At 75.2% G+C, this 19,777-nt stretch carries 21 protein-coding genes; 8 read left to right on the forward strand and 13 right to left on the reverse strand.

Features of this window, described 5'->3' with window-relative positions:
- The first annotated feature begins 49 nt into the window (after positions 1–49).
- The 7 genes from AB0424_RS04700 to AB0424_RS04730 are packed head-to-tail and all read left to right on the forward strand — an operon-like array spanning position 50 to position 8,007.
- Complete coding sequence (locus AB0424_RS04700) at positions 50–1,048, forward strand: ADP-ribosylglycohydrolase family protein (RefSeq protein ID WP_366302255.1); 999 nt, start codon at positions 50–52, stop codon at positions 1,046–1,048.
- Positions 1,045–2,526, forward strand: coding sequence for an ADP-ribosylglycohydrolase family protein (locus tag AB0424_RS04705; protein ID WP_366302257.1), 1,482 nt, complete (start codon positions 1,045–1,047; stop codon positions 2,524–2,526). The genes AB0424_RS04700 and AB0424_RS04705 overlap by 4 nt, the downstream gene beginning before the upstream one ends.
- Positions 2,462–3,658, forward strand: a complete 1,197-nt coding sequence (locus AB0424_RS04710) for an ADP-ribosylglycohydrolase family protein (RefSeq protein ID WP_366302259.1) — start codon at positions 2,462–2,464, stop codon at positions 3,656–3,658. The genes AB0424_RS04705 and AB0424_RS04710 overlap by 65 nt, the downstream gene beginning before the upstream one ends.
- Positions 3,655–5,031 carry an ADP-ribosylglycohydrolase family protein gene (locus AB0424_RS04715; RefSeq protein ID WP_366302260.1) on the forward strand — a complete coding sequence of 459 codons (1,377 nt, stop codon included), beginning with the start codon at positions 3,655–3,657 and terminating at the stop codon, positions 5,029–5,031. The genes AB0424_RS04710 and AB0424_RS04715 overlap by 4 nt, the downstream gene beginning before the upstream one ends.
- Positions 5,028–5,948 carry a ribokinase gene (gene rbsK, locus AB0424_RS04720; protein WP_366302262.1) on the forward strand — a complete coding sequence of 307 codons (921 nt, stop codon included), beginning with the start codon at positions 5,028–5,030 and terminating at the stop codon, positions 5,946–5,948. Before AB0424_RS04715 ends, rbsK begins: the two co-directional genes overlap by 4 nt.
- Positions 5,945–7,168, forward strand: coding sequence for a CoA transferase (locus tag AB0424_RS04725; RefSeq protein WP_366302263.1), 1,224 nt, complete (start codon positions 5,945–5,947; stop codon positions 7,166–7,168). The genes rbsK and AB0424_RS04725 overlap by 4 nt, the downstream gene beginning before the upstream one ends.
- Entirely contained in the window at positions 7,165–8,007 is an 843-nt protein-coding gene (locus AB0424_RS04730) for an aldolase/citrate lyase family protein (protein WP_366302265.1), read from the forward strand. Before AB0424_RS04725 ends, AB0424_RS04730 begins: the two co-directional genes overlap by 4 nt.
- Before the next feature lie 80 nt (positions 8,008–8,087).
- Here AB0424_RS04730 and lgt read toward each other — a convergent pair whose 3' ends face one another.
- From lgt to hisI, 11 genes are all read right to left on the reverse strand, one after another.
- A complete protein-coding gene (gene lgt / locus AB0424_RS04735; RefSeq protein ID WP_366302267.1) occupies positions 8,088–9,080 on the reverse strand; it encodes a prolipoprotein diacylglyceryl transferase in 993 nt (330 codons plus the stop codon).
- Positions 9,081–9,164: 84 nt separating this feature from the next.
- On the reverse strand, positions 9,165–9,986 hold the full coding sequence (locus AB0424_RS04740) for a thioredoxin domain-containing protein (protein ID WP_366302269.1): 822 nt from the start codon (positions 9,984–9,986) through the stop codon (positions 9,165–9,167).
- A gap of 63 nt (positions 9,987–10,049) precedes the next feature.
- Positions 10,050–10,871 (reverse strand): tryptophan synthase subunit alpha, encoded by an 822-nt coding sequence (gene trpA, locus AB0424_RS04745; RefSeq protein ID WP_366302271.1) that lies wholly within the window; start codon positions 10,869–10,871, stop codon positions 10,050–10,052.
- Entirely contained in the window at positions 10,868–12,106 is a 1,239-nt protein-coding gene (gene trpB / locus AB0424_RS04750; RefSeq protein WP_366302273.1) for a tryptophan synthase subunit beta, read from the reverse strand. Before trpB ends, trpA begins: the two co-directional genes overlap by 4 nt.
- Before the next feature lie 331 nt (positions 12,107–12,437).
- The gene (locus AB0424_RS04755; protein WP_366302668.1) at positions 12,438–12,662 is read right to left on the reverse strand and encodes a hypothetical protein; all 225 of its coding nucleotides are present in this window, start codon (positions 12,660–12,662) and stop codon (positions 12,438–12,440) included.
- 64 nt (positions 12,663–12,726) lie between these two features.
- Complete coding sequence (gene trpC / locus AB0424_RS04760; protein WP_366302275.1) at positions 12,727–13,536, reverse strand: indole-3-glycerol phosphate synthase TrpC; 810 nt, start codon at positions 13,534–13,536, stop codon at positions 12,727–12,729.
- Positions 13,537–13,691: 155 nt separating this feature from the next.
- On the reverse strand, positions 13,692–14,246 hold the full coding sequence (locus AB0424_RS04765) for a DUF2752 domain-containing protein (protein WP_366302277.1): 555 nt from the start codon (positions 14,244–14,246) through the stop codon (positions 13,692–13,694).
- Positions 14,247–14,323: 77 nt separating this feature from the next.
- Positions 14,324–14,578, reverse strand: coding sequence for an HGxxPAAW family protein (locus AB0424_RS04770; protein WP_366302279.1), 255 nt, complete (start codon positions 14,576–14,578; stop codon positions 14,324–14,326).
- A 137-nt stretch (positions 14,579–14,715) separates the two neighbouring features.
- Positions 14,716–15,366 carry a TIGR02234 family membrane protein gene (locus tag AB0424_RS04775; RefSeq protein WP_366302281.1) on the reverse strand — a complete coding sequence of 217 codons (651 nt, stop codon included), beginning with the start codon at positions 15,364–15,366 and terminating at the stop codon, positions 14,716–14,718.
- 14 nt (positions 15,367–15,380) lie between these two features.
- Entirely contained in the window at positions 15,381–16,871 is a 1,491-nt protein-coding gene (locus AB0424_RS04780) for an anthranilate synthase component I (protein ID WP_366302283.1), read from the reverse strand.
- Positions 16,872–16,882: 11 nt separating this feature from the next.
- Positions 16,883–17,233 carry a phosphoribosyl-AMP cyclohydrolase gene (gene hisI, locus AB0424_RS04785; protein WP_366302285.1) on the reverse strand — a complete coding sequence of 117 codons (351 nt, stop codon included), beginning with the start codon at positions 17,231–17,233 and terminating at the stop codon, positions 16,883–16,885.
- 84 nt (positions 17,234–17,317) lie between these two features.
- Between hisI and AB0424_RS04790 the strand changes: the two genes are divergently transcribed.
- Entirely contained in the window at positions 17,318–17,953 is a 636-nt protein-coding gene (locus AB0424_RS04790; RefSeq protein WP_366302287.1) for a TIGR03085 family metal-binding protein, read from the forward strand.
- 3 nt (positions 17,954–17,956) lie between these two features.
- Here AB0424_RS04790 and AB0424_RS04795 read toward each other — a convergent pair whose 3' ends face one another.
- Together AB0424_RS04795 and AB0424_RS04800 are read right to left on the reverse strand one after the other, a co-directional pair.
- Complete coding sequence (locus AB0424_RS04795) at positions 17,957–19,189, reverse strand: MFS transporter (protein WP_366302288.1); 1,233 nt, start codon at positions 19,187–19,189, stop codon at positions 17,957–17,959.
- Positions 19,186–19,773, reverse strand: coding sequence for a helix-turn-helix domain-containing protein (locus tag AB0424_RS04800; protein ID WP_366302290.1), 588 nt, complete (start codon positions 19,771–19,773; stop codon positions 19,186–19,188). The genes AB0424_RS04795 and AB0424_RS04800 overlap by 4 nt, the downstream gene beginning before the upstream one ends.
- Positions 19,774–19,777 lie beyond the last annotated feature (4 nt).

Here is a 19,777-nt window from a genome sequence, read left to right on the forward strand (position 1 = left end):
GGCATCGGGGGCGCCATCGGTGCGCCCCACCCGAGGAAGGGGCCGCGACATGGTGACCACCACGGCACGCGACACGCGTGAACGGGCGAGAGGGGCGCTCCTCGGCCTCGCCGTCGGCGACGCGCTCGGCGCGCCCGCCGAGAACATGCGGCCCTCCGAGATCCGCCGCCGCTGGGGCCGCATCGAGGGCTTCGTGACGGACAGCCCGGCGGGCACGGACGACACCGAGTACGCCGTCTTCTCCGCCCTCCTCCTCGCCCGGCACGGCTCGGCCCTCACGGTGGGGGACGTGGAGCGGGCCTGGCACCACTGGATCGCCGACCTCGACGAAGGGCCGTTCCGCGGCGCCGGGTTCTCCGAGCGCGGCACCCTGGAGAACCTCCGCCGCGGTCTCGCCGCCCCCATCTCCGCCCAGCACCGCCACGCCTGGAGCGACGGCCTGGCCATGCGGGCCGCCCCGTTCGGCGTCTTCGCCGCGGGCCGACCGGCCGAGGCCGCCCGGCTGGTGGCGATCGACGGCAGCGTCAGCCACGACGGCGAGGGCATCTACGGCGGCCAGGCGGTCGCGGCCGGCGTCGCCGCGGCGATGGGCGGCGCGGGCGTCACCTCGGTCATCGCGGCCGCCCTCTCCGTCGTCCCGATGGACTCCTGGACCGCGCGCTCCCTGCGCCGCGCGGTCGTCGCCGCCCAGCGCGTCCAACCCGACCCGCTGACCCGCGAACGCCAGGTCCGCTCCGCCGTGGTCATCGGCGGCTACCCCTGGACGGACCTCGCCCCCGAAGCCGTCGGCCTCGCCTTCGGCGCCTTCGCCGCCGCCCGCGGCGACTTCCGGACGGCCGTCCTCACCGCCGTCAACATGGGCCGCGACGCCGACACCACCGCCGCCGTGGCCGGTGCCCTCGCCGGCGCGATGTCCGGCGTCTCCGCCATCCCGGAGGAGTGGGCCACCGCCATCTCCCCCGTGACGGGCAGCTGCCTCCCCTCGATGCGCGGCTACCACGTCCTCGACATCGCCGACCTGCTCACCCCGGAGGAGAACGCCACATGACCGCCAACCCCACACCCACGGCGGCCGGCGCCTCCACGCCCGCCCACCCCACACCCACCGCCGCCGGCGCCTCCATGCCCGCCGCCCCCGACGCGCCGGTGGTGGACGCCCGCCCCACCGTGCGGGACGGCCGGCCACGGCGCCCGGCGCCGGAGACCGGCCGCGTCCTCCTCGACGCGCCGCAGGACCCGCCACCGCTTCCGGTGCCCGGCGGGCCCGAGCCCGTCCGCGGCACCGGGTCCTGGGGCGGCGAGGCCCCGGAGTCGGACACGGCGGACGCACCCCGCAGGGCCGGGCGGGACGCGGTCGAGGGGCTGCTCCTCGGCCTCGCGGCGGGCGACGCCGCGGGGTGGCCGGCGGCCCGGCACCGCGCTGCCCGGATGCCGGAGTGGACCCGCCGCCTGACGCGGGAGCTGGACACGTTCGCGGAGCAGAACGCGACCACGACGCTGCCCGTCCCCATCGCGCTCAACCAGCCGCCCGAGCCGCTGCGCCTCGGGCCCTCCGACGACGCGGAGTGGGCGGTGTTCACGGCGGAGGCGGTGCTCGCGGCGTCCGGTCCGGTGTTCGCCGGGCTTCCCCCGGAGCGGCGGCTGCGCGCGGCCGTCGACCTCGCCTGGAACGCCCTCGCGGGCCAGGTGGCCGCCGCGGCCGACCGTGCGCCCGAGGTCGAGTCGGCGGTGCTGCCCCTGCGCGCCCGGATCTCCGTACGGGCCGGTCTGGGCAATCTGGCCACCGGTCTGCGCCCGCCCGCCACGGGGCACGACAACCCGCACTTCTTCGACGACGCCGCCTGTGTGCGGGCCGCCGTCCTCGCGGTGGTCCACCCGGGCGACCCGCGCGCCGCCGCCGAACTCGCCGAGTTCGACGCGCGGTACACGCAGGACGGCGACGGGGTGCACGGCGCACGCGCCATGGCGGCGGCGGTCGCCGCGGCGCTCGGCGGGGCCACGGTGGACGAGGCGGTGGGGGCGGCGCTCGCCGAACTCCCGCCGGCCACGGAGATCGGCCGCAACGCGCGGTACGCGGTGGAGCTGGCGCGGACGGCCGGTTCGGCGTTCGAGCTGGTCCCGCTCCTGGAGCACCGGATCGTGGACCACGTGTACAGCTACGGCATCGCCGCCGCCGAGACCGTCCCCGTCGCGCTGGCCCTCGCGACGGCCGCGCGGGGCGAGATGGCGGCCGCGGTGCCGGCCGCCGCCTGCCTCTCCCGGGTCGCCGACTCGGCGCCGGCGCTGGCGGGCGCACTCACCGGCGCGCTCGGCGGCGGGCGTTCGGTGCCGGAGAGCTGGCGGGACGCCTGCCGGACGCTGGCGGGGTGCGCGCTGCCCCGGCTCGCGGGGACGGATCTGGTGGAACTCGCCGGGCTGCTGGGAGCCACGGAACCGGCCACCCCAGGTGGACAATTCAGACATGACTCCCACACTGGACGTCCCCACGGCGCCGCTGCCCCCGCTGGACGCACCCACGCTGGATGACCGGATCACCGGAAGCCTCCTCGGGGCCGCCGTCGGCGACGCGCTCGGCGGCCCCGTCGAGGGCTACACCCCCGAACAGATCCTGGAGCGCCACGGCGGCCGGGTCACCGGTGTCGTCGGCCCCTGGAACGGCGGCGACTGGCGCACCGCCCGCCCCATCGCGCCGTACCACAAGGGCGACGGGCACGTCACCGACGACACCTTGATGACCCACGCCCTGATCCGGGTGTACGAGAAGGTCCGCGGCCACCTCGACGCGTACGCCGTCGCGGACCACCTCGTGCCCGAACTCATGGGCTCCCCCGTCTGGATCCCGGAGCTGGAGGCCGAGGCGCTCCCCCTCCAGCGCGTCTTCCTCGCCGAGAAGTGGATCGTGGCCCGGCTCCACTACGGCCACGTGGACCCCCGCGAGGCGGGCGCCGGCAACATCGTCAACTGCGGTGCGGCGATGTACATGGCGCCGGTCGGCCTGGTCAACGCCGCGCATCCGGCGGCCGCCTACGCCGAGGCGGTCGACCTCGCGGGCGCCCACCAGTCCTCGTACGGCAGGGAGGCCGCGGGCGTCTTCGCGGCGGCGGTCGCGGCGGCCTGCGCGCCGGGGGCGACACCGGAGTCGGTGGTCGGCGCGGCCCTGGCCCTGGCGAAGGACGGGACACGGGCGGCGATCGAGGCGGTGACCGAAGTCGCGGCCCGGCACACCGACTTCGAGTCCGCGCTCGCCCCCCTGCGGCGGGCGGTCGCCCCCTTCGACTCGGTCGGCCCCGACTACCGCTCCCCGTCCCTCGGCGCCCGCAGGCCCTCCCGGCTGCACGCGATCGAGGAGCTGCCGATCGCCCTGGGCATGCTGCTCGTCGGCGGCGGCGACTTCCGCCGCACGGTCCTCGGCGCCGTCAACTACGGCCGGGACTGCGACTCGATCGCGACCATGGCCGGGGCGATCGTGGGCGCCCTGCACGGCGAGGCCGCCGTCCCCGCCGACTGGGCGGAGCAGGTGGCGGAGGCCAGCCGCCTCGACCTGCGCGCCCCGGCCGCGGCCCTGGCCGCGGTCGCCCGGGAGGTCTTCGCCCACGACACCGCGCTGCGCCGGACGCACGAGTCGGCCTTCGCGACCCTGACGGGCACGGACCGGTGACCCTCCGCCTCACCTGGGTCCAGCCGGAGGACCTCGTGGGCCACGAACTCCGCCAGGCCGCGGAGGACGGCCGCGACGCCCGTGCCCTCGCGGCCCGGTGGTCGGCGGCGGGCGGCCCGCCCGCCCCGGCGGCGGCGGGTGCCTCCGGGACCCCCCGCCCGGAGCTGCGCCCGCTGGCGGAGGAGCTCCTGGACGCCCTGGCCGCCCTCCCCTCTCCGCTGACGGAGCGGGAACCGGACGCCCTCGCCGACATCCGGGCCCTGACCGCGACCGGCCGCACCGCGGCGCCGGAGGTCCGACCGGCGGGACGGGACACCGGGCTCTTCGACCGGCTGCACGCCGCCTGGCTGGGCCGGGCCGCCGGGTGCCTGCTCGGCAAGCCCGTCGAGAAGCTGCCCCTGCCGGCGATCCGGGCGCTCGCCCGCGCCTCCGGCAACTGGCCGCTCTCCGGCTGGTTCACCGCGCGCGGCGTCCCCCGGCAGCTGCTGGACGCGCACCCCTGGAACCGCCGCTCGGCCGCCACCTCCCTCGCCGAGAACATCGACGGGATGCCCGAGGACGACGACCTCAACTACCCCCTCCTCAACCTGCTGCTGCTCCGGCGGTACGGCCGCGGCTTCACCACCGCCGACGTGGCCCGCCTCTGGCTGGACGAGCTCCCGGCCGGACGGACGTTCACGGCCGAGCGCGTCGCCTACCGCAACCTCCTCGACGGCGTCGAACCGCCGCTGACCGCCCTGCGCCGCAACCCGTTCCGGGAGTGGATCGGCGCCCAGATCAGGGCCGACGTGCACGGCTGGACCCACCCGGGCGACCCGGACGGCGCGGCCGCGCAGGCGTACCGGGACGCGGCCCTCACCCACACGGCCAACGGGGTCTACGGCGCCATGTTCGTCGCCGCCGTGGTGGCCGCGGCGGCGGCCGGCACCGCCGACGTCCACCGGGCGCTCGCCGCCGGCCTGGCCGTGATCCCCCCGCGCTCGCGCCTGGCCGAGGCCGTCCGGCTGGGGGTGACGGCCGCCCGGGCCACCCCCGACTTCGACGCCGTCGTCGACCGGCTGCACGCCGAACTCGGCGGGTACCACTGGGTGCATGCCGTCCCCAACACCGCCCTGCTCGCCGCCGCCCTCACCCACGCCGACGGCGACTTCTCCCGCTCGGTGTGCGCGGCGGTGTCGGGCGGCTGGGACACCGACTCCAACGGGGCCACCGCCGGCTCGGTCGCCGGGCTGCTCGCCGGGCACCCCGACCGGCTGCCCGAACACTGGACCGCACCGCTCAAGAACCGCCTGGCGACGTCGGTCCCGTCCTTCGACGGCATCGGCTTCGACACCCTGGCCGAACTGACACACACGGAGGCAGTACGCCCATGACCAGCATCGTCGTGCTCGGCAGCACGAACATGGACCTCGTGGCCTACGTGCCGAGGGCCCCCGCCCTCGGCGAGACGGTCACCGGCCGCTCGTTCCGCACCATCCCCGGCGGCAAGGGCGCCAACCAGGCCGTCGCCGCCGCCCGCGCCGGCGGCGAGGTGGCGATGATCGGCGCGGTCGGCGCGGACGACTTCGGCGGCCGGCTCCGGGCCACCCTGGAGCACTGCGCGGTCGACACCGACCTGCTGCGCACCTCCGAGGGCTCCTCCGGCACCGCCCACATCGTCGTCGACGACGAGGGCGGCAACGCCATCGTCGTCGTCCCCGGCGCCAACGGCACCGTCACCTCCCTCACCCACGGCGACGAGGCCCTCATCGGCACCGCCGACACCCTGCTCCTCCAGCTTGAACTCCCCCTCTCCGTCGTCGTCGAGGGCGCCGCGACCGCCCGCCGGCTCGGCGTCCGCACGATCCTCACCCCCGCCCCCGCCCGGCCCCTGCCGCCCGAACTCCTCGCCGCCACCGACCTGCTGGTGCCCAACGAGCACGAGGCCGCCGCCCTGACCGGCCTCACCGACCCCCACGAGGCGGCCCGGGCCCTCCTCCGCGACGTCCCCGAGGTGGTCATCACCCTCGGCGCCGCGGGCAGCCTGTACGCGGCGCGGGGCGCCGACCCGGTCGCCGTGCCCGCCCCCCGCGTCCGGGCCGTGGACACCACCGGGGCCGGCGACACCCTGGTGGGCGCCCTCGCGGTCGCCCTCGGCGACGGCCGGCCCGCCCCGGAGGCCCTCGCCTGGGCGCACACCGCCGCCGCGCTCTCCGTCCAGCGGGAGGGCGCGTCGACCTCGATGCCGTACCGCGTCGAGATCGAGGCGGCCTTCCACTCCCCCCACACCCTGGAGGCCGACGCCGTATGACCGCCCACGCCCCGGCTCCCGCGCCCGTCACCCCCGCTCCGCCGCTCGACGGGCTGCGCGTCCTGGATCTCGCCACCCTGTTCGCCGGCCCGCTCGCGGCCATGATGCTGGGCGACTTCGGCGCCGACGTCGTCAAGGTCGAGCACCCCCGCAAGCCCGACCCGTCCAGGGGCCACGGGCCCGCCAAGGACGGCGTCGGCCTCTGGTGGAAGGTCCTCGGCCGCAACAAGCGGACGATCACCCTCGACCTGTCCTCGCCGGGCGGCCGCGACACCCTGCTCGCGCTCGCCGCCGAGGCCGACGTGATCGTGGAGAACTTCCGCCCCGGCACCCTCGAACGCTGGGGTCTGGGCTGGGAGGAGCTCTCCGCCGTCAACCCGCGGCTGGTCCTCGCCCGCGTCACCGGCTTCGGCCAGTTCGGCCCGTACGCCCACCGTCCCGGCTTCGGCACCCTCGCCGAGGCGATGAGCGGGTTCGCCGCCATCACCGGCGAACCCGACGGTCCGCCCACGCTGCCCCCCTTCGGCCTGGCCGACTCGATCGCCGCGCTCGCCACCGCGTACGCGGTGATGACCGCGCTGACCGCCAGGACCACGACCGGCCGCGGCCAGGTCGTCGACATGGCGATCATCGAGCCGATGCTCTCCGTCATCGGACCCCACGCCCTCTGGTACGACCAGCTCGGCTACGTCCAGCCCCGGACCGGCAACCGCTCCCGCAACAACGCCCCGCGCAACACCTACCGGACGGCGGACGGCTCGTGGGTCGCCGTCTCCACCTCCGCCCAGTCGATCGCCGAGCGGGTGCTGCGGCTGGTCGGCCGCCCGGAGCTGATCGACGAGCCGTGGTTCGCCGACGGAGCGGGCCGGGCCGCGCACGCGGACGAACTGGACGAGGCCGTCGGCACCTGGATCGCCCGCCACACCCGCGACGACGCGATGGCCGCCTTCGAGAAGGCGGAGGCGGCGATCGCCCCGGTGTACGACGTCCGGGACGTCGTCGCCGATCCGCAGTACCAGGCCCTGGGCACCGTCACCGAGGTGCAGGACCCCGAACTCGGCCCGATCAGGATGCAGAACGTCCTCTTCCGGCTCTCCGAGACCCCCGGCGCCATCCGCTGGCCCGGCCGCCCGCACGGCGCCGACACCACCGCCGTCCTCACCGAACTCGGCCTCACCCCCGCCGAGATCGACGGCCTCCGCGAGCGGGGCGCGGTATGAGCACCCTGACCGGGGCGCCGGGCTCCGTCGGTCTCGGCCCGGCCCGCACCCCCCTCACCTGGCTGTACGCGCCCGGCGACCGGCCCGCGGTCGTCGCCAAGGCCCTGTCCTCCGGCGCCGACGTCGTCATCGTCGACCTGGAGGACGCGGTCGCCCCGCACCGCAAGGCGTACGCCCTCGACGCCACGGCCGATCTGCTCACCGACGTCCACCCCGTCCCGGTGCACGTCCGCGTCCACTCCCCGCACGACATCCCCGTGCTCGCCCTCCTTCCCGGCCTCCGCGGGCTGCGGGTGCCGAAGGTGACGTGCGCCTCCGACATCCACCGGATCTCCGCGATCGCCCCGGGTCTCCCCCTCTACCCGCTCCTGGAGAACGCCCTCGCGGTGGAGCACGCCTTCGCCATCGCCACCGCCGACCCCGCCGTGCGCGGCCTCGCGCTCGGCGAGGCGGACCTCCGCGCCGACCTGGGCGTTCGGGACGACAGGGCACTCGACTGGCCGCGCAGCCGCGTGGTGGTCGCGGCCCGCGCGGCCGCCCTGCCGCCCCCGGCCCAGTCGGTCCACCCCGACATCGGCGACCTGGAGGCCCTGGCCGCGGGCTGCGCCCGGGGCCGGGCGCTGGGGTTCCTCGGCCGGGCGGCGATCCACCCCCGCCAGCTCCCGGTCATCGAGCGGGCCTATCTGCCCACGTCCGAGGAGGTCGACGCGGCGCGGGAGGTCGTGGAGGCGGCCGCGGGCGAGCCCGGCGCCCTGGCCCTGCCCGACGGCCGTTTCGTCGACGCCGCCGTGGTGGCGGTCGCCCACCGGGTCCTCTCCCTCGCCTCCCGTTCGGCCTGAGCCGGACGCGCGGGAGGGGCGGGCATACGAAGGGGCCGCCGGCACCTCTCGGTCCCGGCGGCCCCTCGACGGCGGACGGATCAGCTCTTGGCGGCCGATCCCGCGCCGTTGTCGGCGTCGTGTTCCTTCTTCCCGGCGTCCTCCGGGGTGGCGTCCTCGGCCGCGTCGGCCGGCGGCTCGTCCCCGTCGGCTGCGTCCTCCTCGGACGCGTCGTCCGGCGCGGCCTCGCCGTCCTCGTCCGACTTCTCCGCCGTCTTCTGCGACTTCGGCTCGACGATCTCCTCGCGACCGGGCCGCACCCGCGACGAGACCACGATGTAGACCACCGCGAGCAGGAAGACGACGATCGCCGTCCAGACGTTCAGCCGCAGGCCGAGCACGTGGTGGGCCTCGTCGACCCGCATGTACTCGATCCAGGCGCGGCCGGTGCAGTAGGCGGCGACGTACAGCGCGAAGGCCCGCCCGTGGCCGAGCTTGAAGCGGCGGTCGGCCCAGATGACGAGGAAGCCGACGCCGACGCACCAGAGCGACTCGTAGAGGAAGGTCGGGTGGTACAGCCCGGCCTCGCGGTTGGCGCTCTCGGTGATCTTCAGGGCCCAGGGCAGGTCGGTCGGGCGGCCGTAGAGCTCCTGGTTGAACCAGTTGCCCCAGCGGCCGATGGCCTGGGCGAAGGCGATGCCGGGCGCGATGGCGTCCGCGTACGCCGGGAGCGGGATGCCCCGGCGGCGGCAGCCGATCCAGGCACCGACCGCGCCGAGCGCGATGGCGCCCCAGATGCCGAGGCCGCCCTCCCAGATCTTGAAGGCGTCGACCCAGTTCTCACCCTCGCTGAAGTACAGCTGGTAGTCGGTGATCACGTGGTACAGGCGTCCGCCGACGAGGCCGAAGGGCACCGCCCAGACGGCGATGTCGGCCACGGTGCCGGCGGTGCCGCCCCGGGCGATCCAGCGCTTGTTGCCGTACCAGACGGCGACGAAGACACCGATGATGATGCAGAAGGCATAGCCGCGCAGCGGGATCGGTCCGAGGTTGATCACGCCGGTCGACGGGCTGGGAATGTAGGCAAGGTCCATGGCAGGACCGACGCTACCCTGCCGGGCGGGCGCGACGGCAGCCCGCCCGGCAACGTATGGGTAACTAACCCGCCCGGGAGCGGCTCAGCCGGCCGAGGGCGAGGCCGTGCCGGCCTTCTTGCCCTTGTTGGCCTCGGCCACCCACTTCTTCAGGTTCTCCGGGGAGATCTGCTCGTTCCCCTTGGTCGGGAAGATCGACTCGCCGTTGAGGAGGACCGTGGGCGTGCCGCGGAAGCCGCCGTTCTGGAATGCCTCGTTCGACTTCACGACCCAGCTGTCGTGCGTGCCGTCCTGGACGCAGCTGCGGAACGTCGGCGTGTCGAGCCCGGGCACCTTGGCCGCCAGCTCGATCAGCTTGTCGTTCTTCCCGAAGGCGTCGTCCGTCTCCGGGGGCTGGTTGGTGTAGAGCGTGTCGTGGTGCGCGGTGAACTTCCCCGCGTCCTGGGCGCACGCGGCCGCGTTCGCCGCGCGCAGCGAGCCGCTGCCGCCCATGTTCCCGTCGATGAGGGTGGCGAGGTGGTACTCGGCCTTGAGCGCGCCGGACGCCTCCAGCTCGTGGATGCTGTCCCGCATGACGTTCTCGAACTGGGCGCACGCCGGGCAGCGGAAGTCCTCCCAGATCGCCAGCGTCGACGGGGCGTCCGTCCGGCCCGTCGGGATCGCGGGCTTGTCGCCCTCGATCGACCCGGTCGGCGCGACCACCGGGCCGGCCTTGTCGGACCCGCCGTCCTTGTCGCCGCTCGCGGCGATCACCCCGACGACCGCGGCGAGGCCGAGGACCCCGACCACCGCCGCAGACACGATCAGGACGCGCCGCTGCTTCTCGCGGGCCTTGTCGCGCTCGCGCTGCTGCTGGAGGCGCTCCCGCGCGCTCCGGTTACCGTCACCGCTGTTCTTCTCGCTCACGCCTCAGGAACGAACCGGGGAGGCACGTGCGTGCCTCCCCGGTCGCAGATCCACCCCAATGGGTTACGGGACGCGGCGGACACCCTGCGCGAGTTCGCCCGCCAGTTCCCTTACGGCGGCGAGTCCGGCGGCCTCGTCGCCGTCGGCGTCGAGGATGCGCTTCACGAAGGCGGAGCCGACGATGACGCCGTCGGCGAAGCTGGCGACCTCCTTGGCCTGGGCGGCGTCGGAGACGCCGAGGCCGACGCAGACCGGCAGCTCGGAGGTGGCCCGGGTGCGGCGGACCAGGTCGGCGGCCTGCTCGCCGACGGAGGCGCGGGTGCCGGTGACGCCCATGAGCGAGGCCGCGTAGACGAAGCCGGAGCCGACCGACGTGATGGTCGCCAGCCGCTCGTCCTTGCTGCTGGGGGCGACGACGAAGACGGTGGCGAGACCGCGCTTGTCGGCGTGCTCCCGCCAGACCGCCGACTCCTGGACCGGCAGGTCGGGCAGGATGCAGCCCGCGCCGCCGGCCGCGGCGAGCTCCTCGGTGAAGCGCTCGATGCCGTAGCGGTCGATCGGGTTCCAGTAGGTCATGACCAGGACCGGCTTACCGGTGGCCTCGTGGGCCTCGCGGACCGTCCGCATGACGTCGGCGATCTTGACGCCGCCACGCAGGGCGATGTCGTCGGCGGTCTGGATGACCGGCCCGTCGAGCACCGGGTCGCTGTGCGGGAGACCGACCTCGACCACGTCGGCGCCGCCGTCGAAGACGGCCTTGATCGCCGCGATGCCGCCGTCGACCGTCGGGAACCCGGCCGGCAGATAGGCGATCAGCGCGGCGCGGTCCTCGGCCTTCGCCTTGGCGAGGGTGTCACCGAGCAGCTGGATGTTTCCGGTCGTCACTTCGAGCCCTCCCCGTCGTACAGCCCGAAGTAGCGGGCGGCCGTGTCCATGTCCTTGTCCCCGCGTCCCGAGAGGTTGACGAGCAGCAGGGCGTCCTTGCCCAGCTCCTTGCCGACCTCCAGGGCCCCCGCGAGGGCGTGCGCCGACTCGATGGCCGGGATGATGCCCTCGGTACGGGAGAGCAGCCGCAGCGCCTGCATGGCGGCGTCGTCGGTGACGGCCCGGTACTCGCCGCGCCCGCTGTCCTTGAGGTAGGCGTGCTCGGGGCCGATGCCCGGGTAGTCGAGGCCGGCCGAGATCGAGTACGGCTCGGTGATCTGGCCCTCCTCGTCCTGGAGGACGTAGCTGCGTGAGCCGTGCAGGATGCCGGGCTCGCCCGCGGTCAGGGTGGCCGCGTGCTCGCCGGTCTCGACGCCGTGGCCGGCGGGCTCGCAGCCGATCAGGCGGACGCCCGCGTCGGGGACGAAGGCGTGGAAGAGGCCGATGGCGTTGGAGCCGCCGCCGACGCAGGCGATCGCCGCGTCGGGCAGCCGTCCGGCGCGCTCCAGGAGCTGGCGGCGGGCCTCGACGCCGATGACCCGGTGGAAGTCGCGGACCATCGCCGGGAAGGGGTGCGGGCCGGCCACGGTGCCGAACAGGTAGTGCGTCCGGTCGACGTTCGCGACCCAGTCGCGGAACGCCTCGTTGATGGCGTCCTTGAGGGTGCGGCTGCCGGACTTCACGGCGACGACCTCGGCGCCGAGCATCCGCATCCGGGCCACGTTCAGGGCCTGGCGCTGGGTGTCGACCTCGCCCATGTAGATGGTGCACTCGAGGCCGAAGAGGGCGCAGGCGGTGGCCGTGGCCACGCCGTGCTGGCCGGCGCCGGTCTCGGCGATGACCCGCGTCTTGCCCATGCGCCTGGTCAGCAGGGCCTGACCCAGCACGTTGTTGATCTTGTGCGAGCCGGTGTGGTTCAGGTCCTCGCGCTTGAGGAAGATCCGGGCGCCGCCCGCGTGCTCGGCGAACCGCGGCACCTCGGTCAGGGCGCTCGGACGGCCCGTGTAGTTGACCATCAGGTCGTTGAGCTCGCGCGCGAACTCGGGGTCGGCCTTGGCCTTGTCGTACTCGACGGCGACCTCGTCCACGGCGGCGACGAGCGCCTCCGGGATGAACTTGCCGCCGAAATCGCCGAAGTAGCCCTCGACGTCGGGGACCTGGCCCTCCAGGTCCGGAATGAAGAACTCGCTGGACATGCGGATGCTCCTCGCGGGGCGGGTGCCCCGGGTGACGTGTGGTTGATGGTCACGTTATGCGCGCGCCACGCCGACTCACCGCGACACGGACGCCCGTGGCCCCACCCGTTGTGGGCAATCGTCCGCCAGGGGCGGAACGGGTGGGCACAACGGACGGCGCCCCTTGCCGGGCCCAGGCTTCCGGGCCGGGACCCGAACCCTGTGCGCGGCACTGCGTCGGTGCGGGTCGGGGCACGGGGGCGGAGGCGCCGCCGAGGGCGCCGTCCCGCGTGCCCACCCGTCCCGCCCCAGCGGGACGATTGCCCCCACGGGGCCCTGCGCGCGACAGGGGTCAGGCGTCGTGTGTGAAGGTGCGCGGCGCGCGCGGGCGCCATCGCATGCCGTTGACCTGCCCCGGCTCGGAGCCGATGACGTACCGGACCCGGCGGCCGTGGACACGGCGGGCGGGCGCGCGGCAGCCGCGCGGACGGCAGCCGCGGGCGAGGGGTGCGTGCTTGGAGACGGGGGCGGCGGCGGTACGGAGCCGGCCGCGGCGCCCCGAGGCGTCCGCGGGCACGGCCGAGCCGCCCGGGGCGGTGCCCAGGGCGGTCGGCGTGGCGCGGACGGGGGTCACGGTGGGGTCAGCTCCGGCCGTGCCGCAGGGCGGGGTGGGCGCCCGCGGCGACCAGGTCGGCGACGGCGGCCTTGGGGTCGCGGCCGGTGACCAGGGACTCGCCGACCAGGACCGCGTCGGCGCCGGCGTTGGCGTACGCGATGAGGTCGTGCGGGCCGCGGACACCGGACTCGGCGACCTTGACGATGTGCGCCGGGATCTCCGGGGCGACGCGCTCGAAGGTGGAGCGGTCGACCTTGAGGGTCTTGAGGTTGCGCGCGTTGACGCCGATGATCCGGGCGCCCGCCTCGACGGCGCGCTCGGCCTCCTCCTCGTCGTGGACCTCCACCAGCGGGGTCAGCCCGATGGACTCGGCCCGCTCGATGAGGGAGACCAGCGCCTCCTGCTCCAGGGCCGCGACGATGAGGAGCGCGAGATCCGCTCCGTACGCCCGTGCCTCCCAGAGCTGGTACGCGGTGACGATGAAGTCCTTGCGCAGCACGGGGATGTCGACCCGGGCCCGGACGGCCTCCAGGTCGGCGAGCGAGCCGCCGAAGCGGCGCTGCTCGGTGAGGACGGAGATGACGGCGGCGCCGCCCGCCTCGTAGTCGGCGGCGAGAGCGGCCGGATCGGCGATCGCGGCGAGTGCGCCCTTGGACGGGCTGGAGCGCTTGACCTCGCAGATCACCTTGACGCCGTCGCCGCGCAGTGCGGCGACGCCGTCCTTGGCCTGCGGGGCCTTGGCGGCGCGCTCCTTGAGCTCGTCGAGGGTGACCCGCGCCTGTCGCTCTGCGAGGTCGGCGCGCACGCCTTCGATGATCTCGTCGAGCACACTCACGCGAGGGGCCCCCTTCCGGGACGGTGATGGTGGTGATGAAACAGGTTCAGCCACTTCGATCCTATCCGCAGGACGGCCCCGGACCCGCATCGGCCGGAGCGGCGTCCCATCTGCTGGGACTCCCGTCGGGGTCCCCGGGGGCCCTCACCGGGCCCTCAGGGGGCCAGTGCGGAGCCGAAGGGAAGGTTCCGGACCAGGGTGAAGAGGGCGAGGACGGCCCCGATCCCCCACCACCAGGCCGGGGAGACCGCGAGGCGCATGGGCGTCCCGCGGGCGGCGCGAACCAGCCAGAGGACGATGACGACGGCGAAGACGCCGTAGCCGACGACGGCCAGTGCGTTGGCGCCCAGGGCGGCCGGCAGGTCGCCGGTGACGAAGGCGTGGGCGCTGCGCAGACCGCCGCAGCCCGGGCAGTACAGGCCGGTGAAGCGCAGCAGCGGGCAGACGGGGTAGTGCCCGGGTTCGTTGGGGTCGACGGCGCCCACGTAGGCGAACGCGGCGCAGACCCCGGCGAGCGTCGCGACGGGCGCGAGCAGCCGTCGCGGCAGGGACCGGGGCGGCGGCGGGAGGTGTCCCGGCCGCGGACCCCGGCCCGGCGTGTCGTGGGCGGCCGGGAGCGTCCCCGGCGGCCCGTGCCCCGGCGGGGCGGGTTCACCCGGACGGGTGGGGGGATCGTCGGTCGCGGCTCCGGCCGTCGGGTGCGTGTCCACCCGGTGATTCTCGCCCGTGACGCGCGAGGGCGCAGCCCGGCGTCGCCGGACCGCGCCCTCGGGTGCGTCGTGTCGCGTCAGGAACGGGCCAGCGCGGTCCGGGTCGCGGCGTCGCGGGCGGCGACGACGGCGGCCGACTCCTTCGGCATGCCGAGGCCCGCGGCCTTCATCGCGCCGCCGACGATGCCGCCGAGGACGACGACACCCATGCCGGCCCAGAAGCCGGGCCCGTTGGAGGCCACCATGAAGACGCCGGCGATGCAGAAGCCGATGAAGGAGATGATGACACCGGTCCAGGCGGCCGGGGTGTGTCCGTGGGCGCTGCCCGCCATGAGTTGCTCCTCGTTGCAGTTGCTCGATGGTGAGGTCTCGCGTGCGCGGACACTCTGCGCTCATTGTCCCGCACGCGGGCGCGCGAGGATGAATCGGGGGTACCCGGACGATCACGCGTCGCGGGCGGCCCCTCGGCTCAGCCGCCGTGCGTGGGGTCCTCGCCGCGGTCCAGGGCCTTCCAGAGGTCCTCGGGCCGGTCGGGGTCGGTGGTGGCGGCCTTGCGGCCGGCGCGCGGGGTCCCGGACCGCTCGTAGCGGCCGCCCATCGCGGGCCAGTTCTTGCCGAAGCGGAGGGCGAAGAGGCCGGCGAGCAGGATGAGGACGGCGCCGGCGGCGGTCACGTACGGCCAGGCGGTGTGGGTGAGGCCGGCCACGGCGGCGGCCGTGTCGCCGCTGATGCGGGCGGCCTCGGCGTCGAGGGCGGCGCTGTCGGAGGCGCCGAGGACCGCGGCCAGCGCGGCGCCGGCGCCGCTGAGCGCGAGGAGCGCGGCGACGAGGGTGCGGCCGGTGCGGCGGACGGCGAAGACCGCGAAGAGCGCGGCGAGTCCGACGATCGCGAGGGCGGTCGGCACTCCGGTGACGGCGCCGCCGTCGGCCTCCACGGGGACGCTTCCCCCGCCGACCGACGCGGTGCCCTCGGCCCAGATCTGGCCGGCGGAGAGCAGGACGACGGTGGCGCCGAGGGCGCCGAGGAGGAGGGCCGCGGCCAGGCTGCGGCGGCCGCCGGTGGGGACGGCCGCGCGGGCGGCCCGGGGCTGGGGTACGGGTACGGCACTCACGTACCCCACTATCCCCTACGTGCTCACGTGACGTTCATCCGGTTGGCGGTGTGGACGGCGCGCAGGACGGCCGCGGCCTTGTTCCGGCACTCGTTGTCCTCGCCGACGGGGTCGGAGTCGGCGACGACACCCGCTCCGGCCTGCACGTACGCGGTGCCGTCGCGGAGCAGGGCGGTGCGGATGGCGATGGCGGTGTCGGCGTCGCCGGCGAAATCGAGATAACCGACACATCCGCCGTACAGGCCGCGCCGGGAGGGTTCGAGCTCCTCGATGATCTGCATCGCACGGGGCTTGGGGGCGCCGGAGAGCGTGCCCGCGGGGAAGCAGGCGGTGAGGACGTCGAAGGCGGTCCGGTCGTCGGCGACGCGGCCGGTGACGGTGGAGACGATGTGCATGACGTGCGAGTACCGCTCGATCGACATGAAGTCGACGACCTCCACCGAGCCGGGCGCGCAGACCCGGCCGAGGTCGTTGCGGCCGAGGTCGACGAGCATGAGGTGCTCGGCGCGCTCCTTGGGGTCGGCGAGCAGCTCCTCGGCGAGGTCGTTGTCCTCCTGCGGGGTGGCGCCGCGGTGCCGGGTGCCGGCGATGGGGTGCACCATCGCCCGGCCGTCCTCGACCTTGACGAGGGCCTCGGGGCTGGATCCGACGACGTCGAAGCCGTTCTCGAAGCGGAAGAGGTACATGTACGGCGACGGGTTGGTGGCCCGCAGGACCCGGTAGACGTCGAGCGCGGAGGCGGCGCAGGCGGTCTCGAAGCGCTGCGAGGGCACGACCTGGAACGCCTCGCCGGCGCGGATGCGCTCCTTGATGTCCTCGACGGCGTCCTGGTAGGCCGGGCCGCCCCAGAGGGCGGAGAACTCGGGCAGCTCGGAGGCCGGGAGGGCGGTGGGGGCGGTGGCGACGGGGCGGGCCAGGTCGGCCTGCATCGCGTCGAGGCGGGCGACGGCGTCCGCGTACGCCTCGTCGACGCCGGTCTCCAGGTCGTTGTGGTTGATCGCGTTGGCGATCAGCAGGACCGAGCCGTCCCAGTGGTCCAGGACCGCGAGGTCGCTGGTGAGGAGCATGGTGAGCTCGGGGAGCTCCAGGTCGTCCCGGCCGTGCTCGCCGATCCGCTCCAGGCGGCGCACGATGTCGTAGCCGAGGTAGCCGACCATGCCGCCGGTGAAGGGGGGCATCCCGGACGCGAGGTCGCGGGGGGTGTGGAGGGTCTCGACGGTGGCGCGCAGGGCCTGGAGGGGGTCGCCGTCCGTGGGGACGCCGACGGGCGGGGTGCCGAGCCAGTGGGCCTCGCCGTCCCGCACCGTGAGGGTGGCGTCGCTGCGGACCCCGATGAAGGAGTAGCGCGACCAGGAGCGGCCGTTCTCCGCGGATTCGAGGAGGAAGGTGCCGGGGCGTTCGTCGGCGAGCTTGCGGTAGAGCCCGACCGGAGTGTCGCCGTCCGCGAGGAGCCTGCGGCTGACGGGGATGACGCGGCGGTCGGCCGCCAGCTTGCGGAACGTCTCGAGATCCATGGCGCCAGACCTTACTGGGATACGGGGAGCACGTCGGTGTCGAAGCAGGTGCGGGTGCCGGTGTGGCAGGCCGCTCCGACCTGGTCGACCTTGACGAGGACGGTGTCGGCGTCGCAGTCGAGGGCGACGGCCTTGACGTGCTGGACGTGGCCGGAGGTGTCGCCCTTGACCCAGTACTCCCGGCGGCTGCGGGACCAGTAGGTGGCGCGGCCGGTGGTGAGGGTGCGGTGCAGGGCCTCGTCGTCCATCCAGCCGAGCATCAGCACCTCGCCGGTGTCGTACTGCTGGGCGATGGCGGGGACGAGCCCGTCGGGGCTGCGCTTGAGCCGGGCGGAGACGGCCGGGTCGAGATTGCTGCTCATGGCGCCATTGTGCCGTGGTCCGGGGCGGTGTCCGGCGGGGCGTCCACTGGGCGGACCGCGTGCGGCGGTCGTACGCTGGCGAGCATGTCGACCCATGCGAAACGTGAACGGCTTCTGCTCGCCGATCTGTTGGAGGCGGCGGGCCCGGACGCGCCGACGCTCTGCGAGGGCTGGCGCACCCGGGACCTGGCCGCCCACGTGGTGGTGCGCGAGCGGCGGCCGGACGCCGCGGCCGGTTCGCTCGTCCCCCTGCTGCGGGAGCGGCAGGACCGGGTGCAGGCGGAGTTCGCCGACAAGCCGTACGAGGAGCTGATCCGACTCGTGCGGACGGGCCCGCCGCGGTTCTCGCCGTTCACGATCAAGCAGGTGGACGAGGGGGCGAACGTCGTCGAGTTCTACGTGCACGCGGAGGACGTGCGCCGGGCGCAGCCCGACTGGTCGGCGCGGGAGCTCGACCCGGTGTTCGCCGACGCCCTGTGGTCGCGCCTGGAGCGGATGGCCCGGCTGCTGGGCCGGAAGGCCCCGGTCGGCCTGGTGCTGCGCCGTCCGGACGGCCAGACGGCGGTGGCTCACCGCGGCACCCCGGTGGTGACGGCCTCCGGGGAGCCGGGCGAGCTGGTGATGTACCTGTACGGGCGCCAGGACGCGGCGAAGGTGGCCCTGGAGGGGGACCCGGACGCGATCGAGCGGCTGCGGGAGACCAGGCAGCTGGGGATCTGAGCGTCAGCGGGGCAGCTCGGCGCGCCGGACCGCGGTGGCCGCGAGGCCGTACAGGCCCGCGAGGCCGCAGACGGCCGCGCTGACGGCGTACACCGGCCCGAGGCCCCACAGCTCGATCGCGGCGCCCGTGATCGGGAACCCGAGCGGTGCGATGCCGAAGGAGAGCAGGGCGGCGACGGCGCTGACGCGGCCGAGGTAGGCGGGGTCGCACGCGGTCTGGATCAGGGCGTTGCACAGGGCCCCGGAGAGTCCGGCGAGCAGGCCGGTCGCGAGGGCCGCGGCGACCGCGAGGGGCAGGTGCGGGGCGGCGGCGAGCAGGCCGACGGCGACGGCGCCCGCCGTCATCGTCCAGCCGCTGACGGCGCCCGCGCGCGGGACGCGGCCCCGGACGGTCAGGAACAGGGAGGCGGCTCCCGCTCCCGTGCCGAAGCCGGCGAGGATCCAGCCGATGCCGGTGGCGCCCCAGCCCCGCTGGTCGGCGAGGACCGCCAGGCCGACGTTGAAGGGGCCGACGAAACCGAGGTCGCTGAGCAGGACGACGATCATCAGCGGGCCCAGGACGCGGTGCCCGCGCAGGTAGCGCAGTCCGTCGGCGAGGTCGCGCAGGGCGGTGCCGTCGCGGCCCTCGTCCGAGGCGGGCAGCGGCCGGAGGCGGAGCCCGTACAGCAGGGGTATCGAGAGCGCGAAGAGCAGTCCGGCGGCGCCGAACGCCGCGGCCGGACCGCCCAGGGCGACGGCGAGGCCGCCGAGCGGGGCGCCGAGGACGGCGCCGAGGCGGTGCGAGAGGCCGCGCATCCCCTGGACGCGGGCGAGCTGGTCCCGGGCGGCGATGCGCGGCGGCAGGGCTCCGACGGCGGGCAGGAAGAGGGCGTCGACGACACCGAAGACGAGGGCGACGGCGGCGAGCGCCCCCAGTCCCGGCGAGGCCAGGAACAGGGTCGCGGCCAGGCCGAGGACGACCAGGGCGCGGACGGTGTCGGAGGCGATGACGACCCGGCGCGGGCCGAGGCGGTCGGCGATGACTCCGCCGCCGAGCATCAGCAGCGCCCGGGGGACGGCGGAGACGGCCAGGACGAGTCCTGCCTGGGCGGGGGTACCGCCGCTGACCGCGGCCCAGGAGAGGGACACGTAGTAGACGCTGTCGCCGAGCGTGGAGGCGGTGTAGGCGCCGAGCCAGCGCAGCACCCGGGGGTCGCGGTGGGCGGGCCGCGGCGAGGCGAGGAGGGCGGCGGTCATGCGCGGTAGGGGAAGCCGCGGAGGTGGACGGCGACGTTCTCGCGGCCCTCGGTGTCGCCCGCGGCCTCGGCCGCGCGGGCCCGCTGGTCGTACTTCCGCAGGACGGCGTCCAGTTCGGCGCCGAGCGCGGCGAGCTCCTCGGCGGTGAGGCGGGGCAGCCACTCGGAGCTGACGGAGGCGGAGCGCCAGGCGTCGGACCAGGTGTGCCGCTCGTCGAGGAAGCGGGCGGCCATCTCGTTGCGCTGCGCGTCGACCGTGCGGCCGAAGGCGGCGCTCGCGGCGGCGAGCTCGGGTGCGTCGCGGACGTCCTCGTCGTGGATGCCGAAGCCGTAGGAGCCGGGCTGCCACCACCGCTCGCGTCCGTCGGCCGACTGGGTCTCGGCCTCCTCGACGAGGCCGTGGTCGGCCAGCTTGCGCAGGTGGTAGCTGACGAGCGAGACGGCCTCGTCGACCTGGTCGGCGAGCTGGGACGCGGTGGCCGTGCGGGCCGTGAACAGGGCCCGGTAGAGGCGCATGCGCAGGGGGTGCGCGATGGCCTTCAGGGTGCCGAGGTCGTCGATGCGGCGCTGCTCCGGGGAGGTCATGTCC

The organism is Streptomyces sp. NPDC051180, assembly GCF_040689545.1.
Classification (GTDB): domain Bacteria; phylum Actinomycetota; class Actinomycetes; order Streptomycetales; family Streptomycetaceae; genus Streptomyces.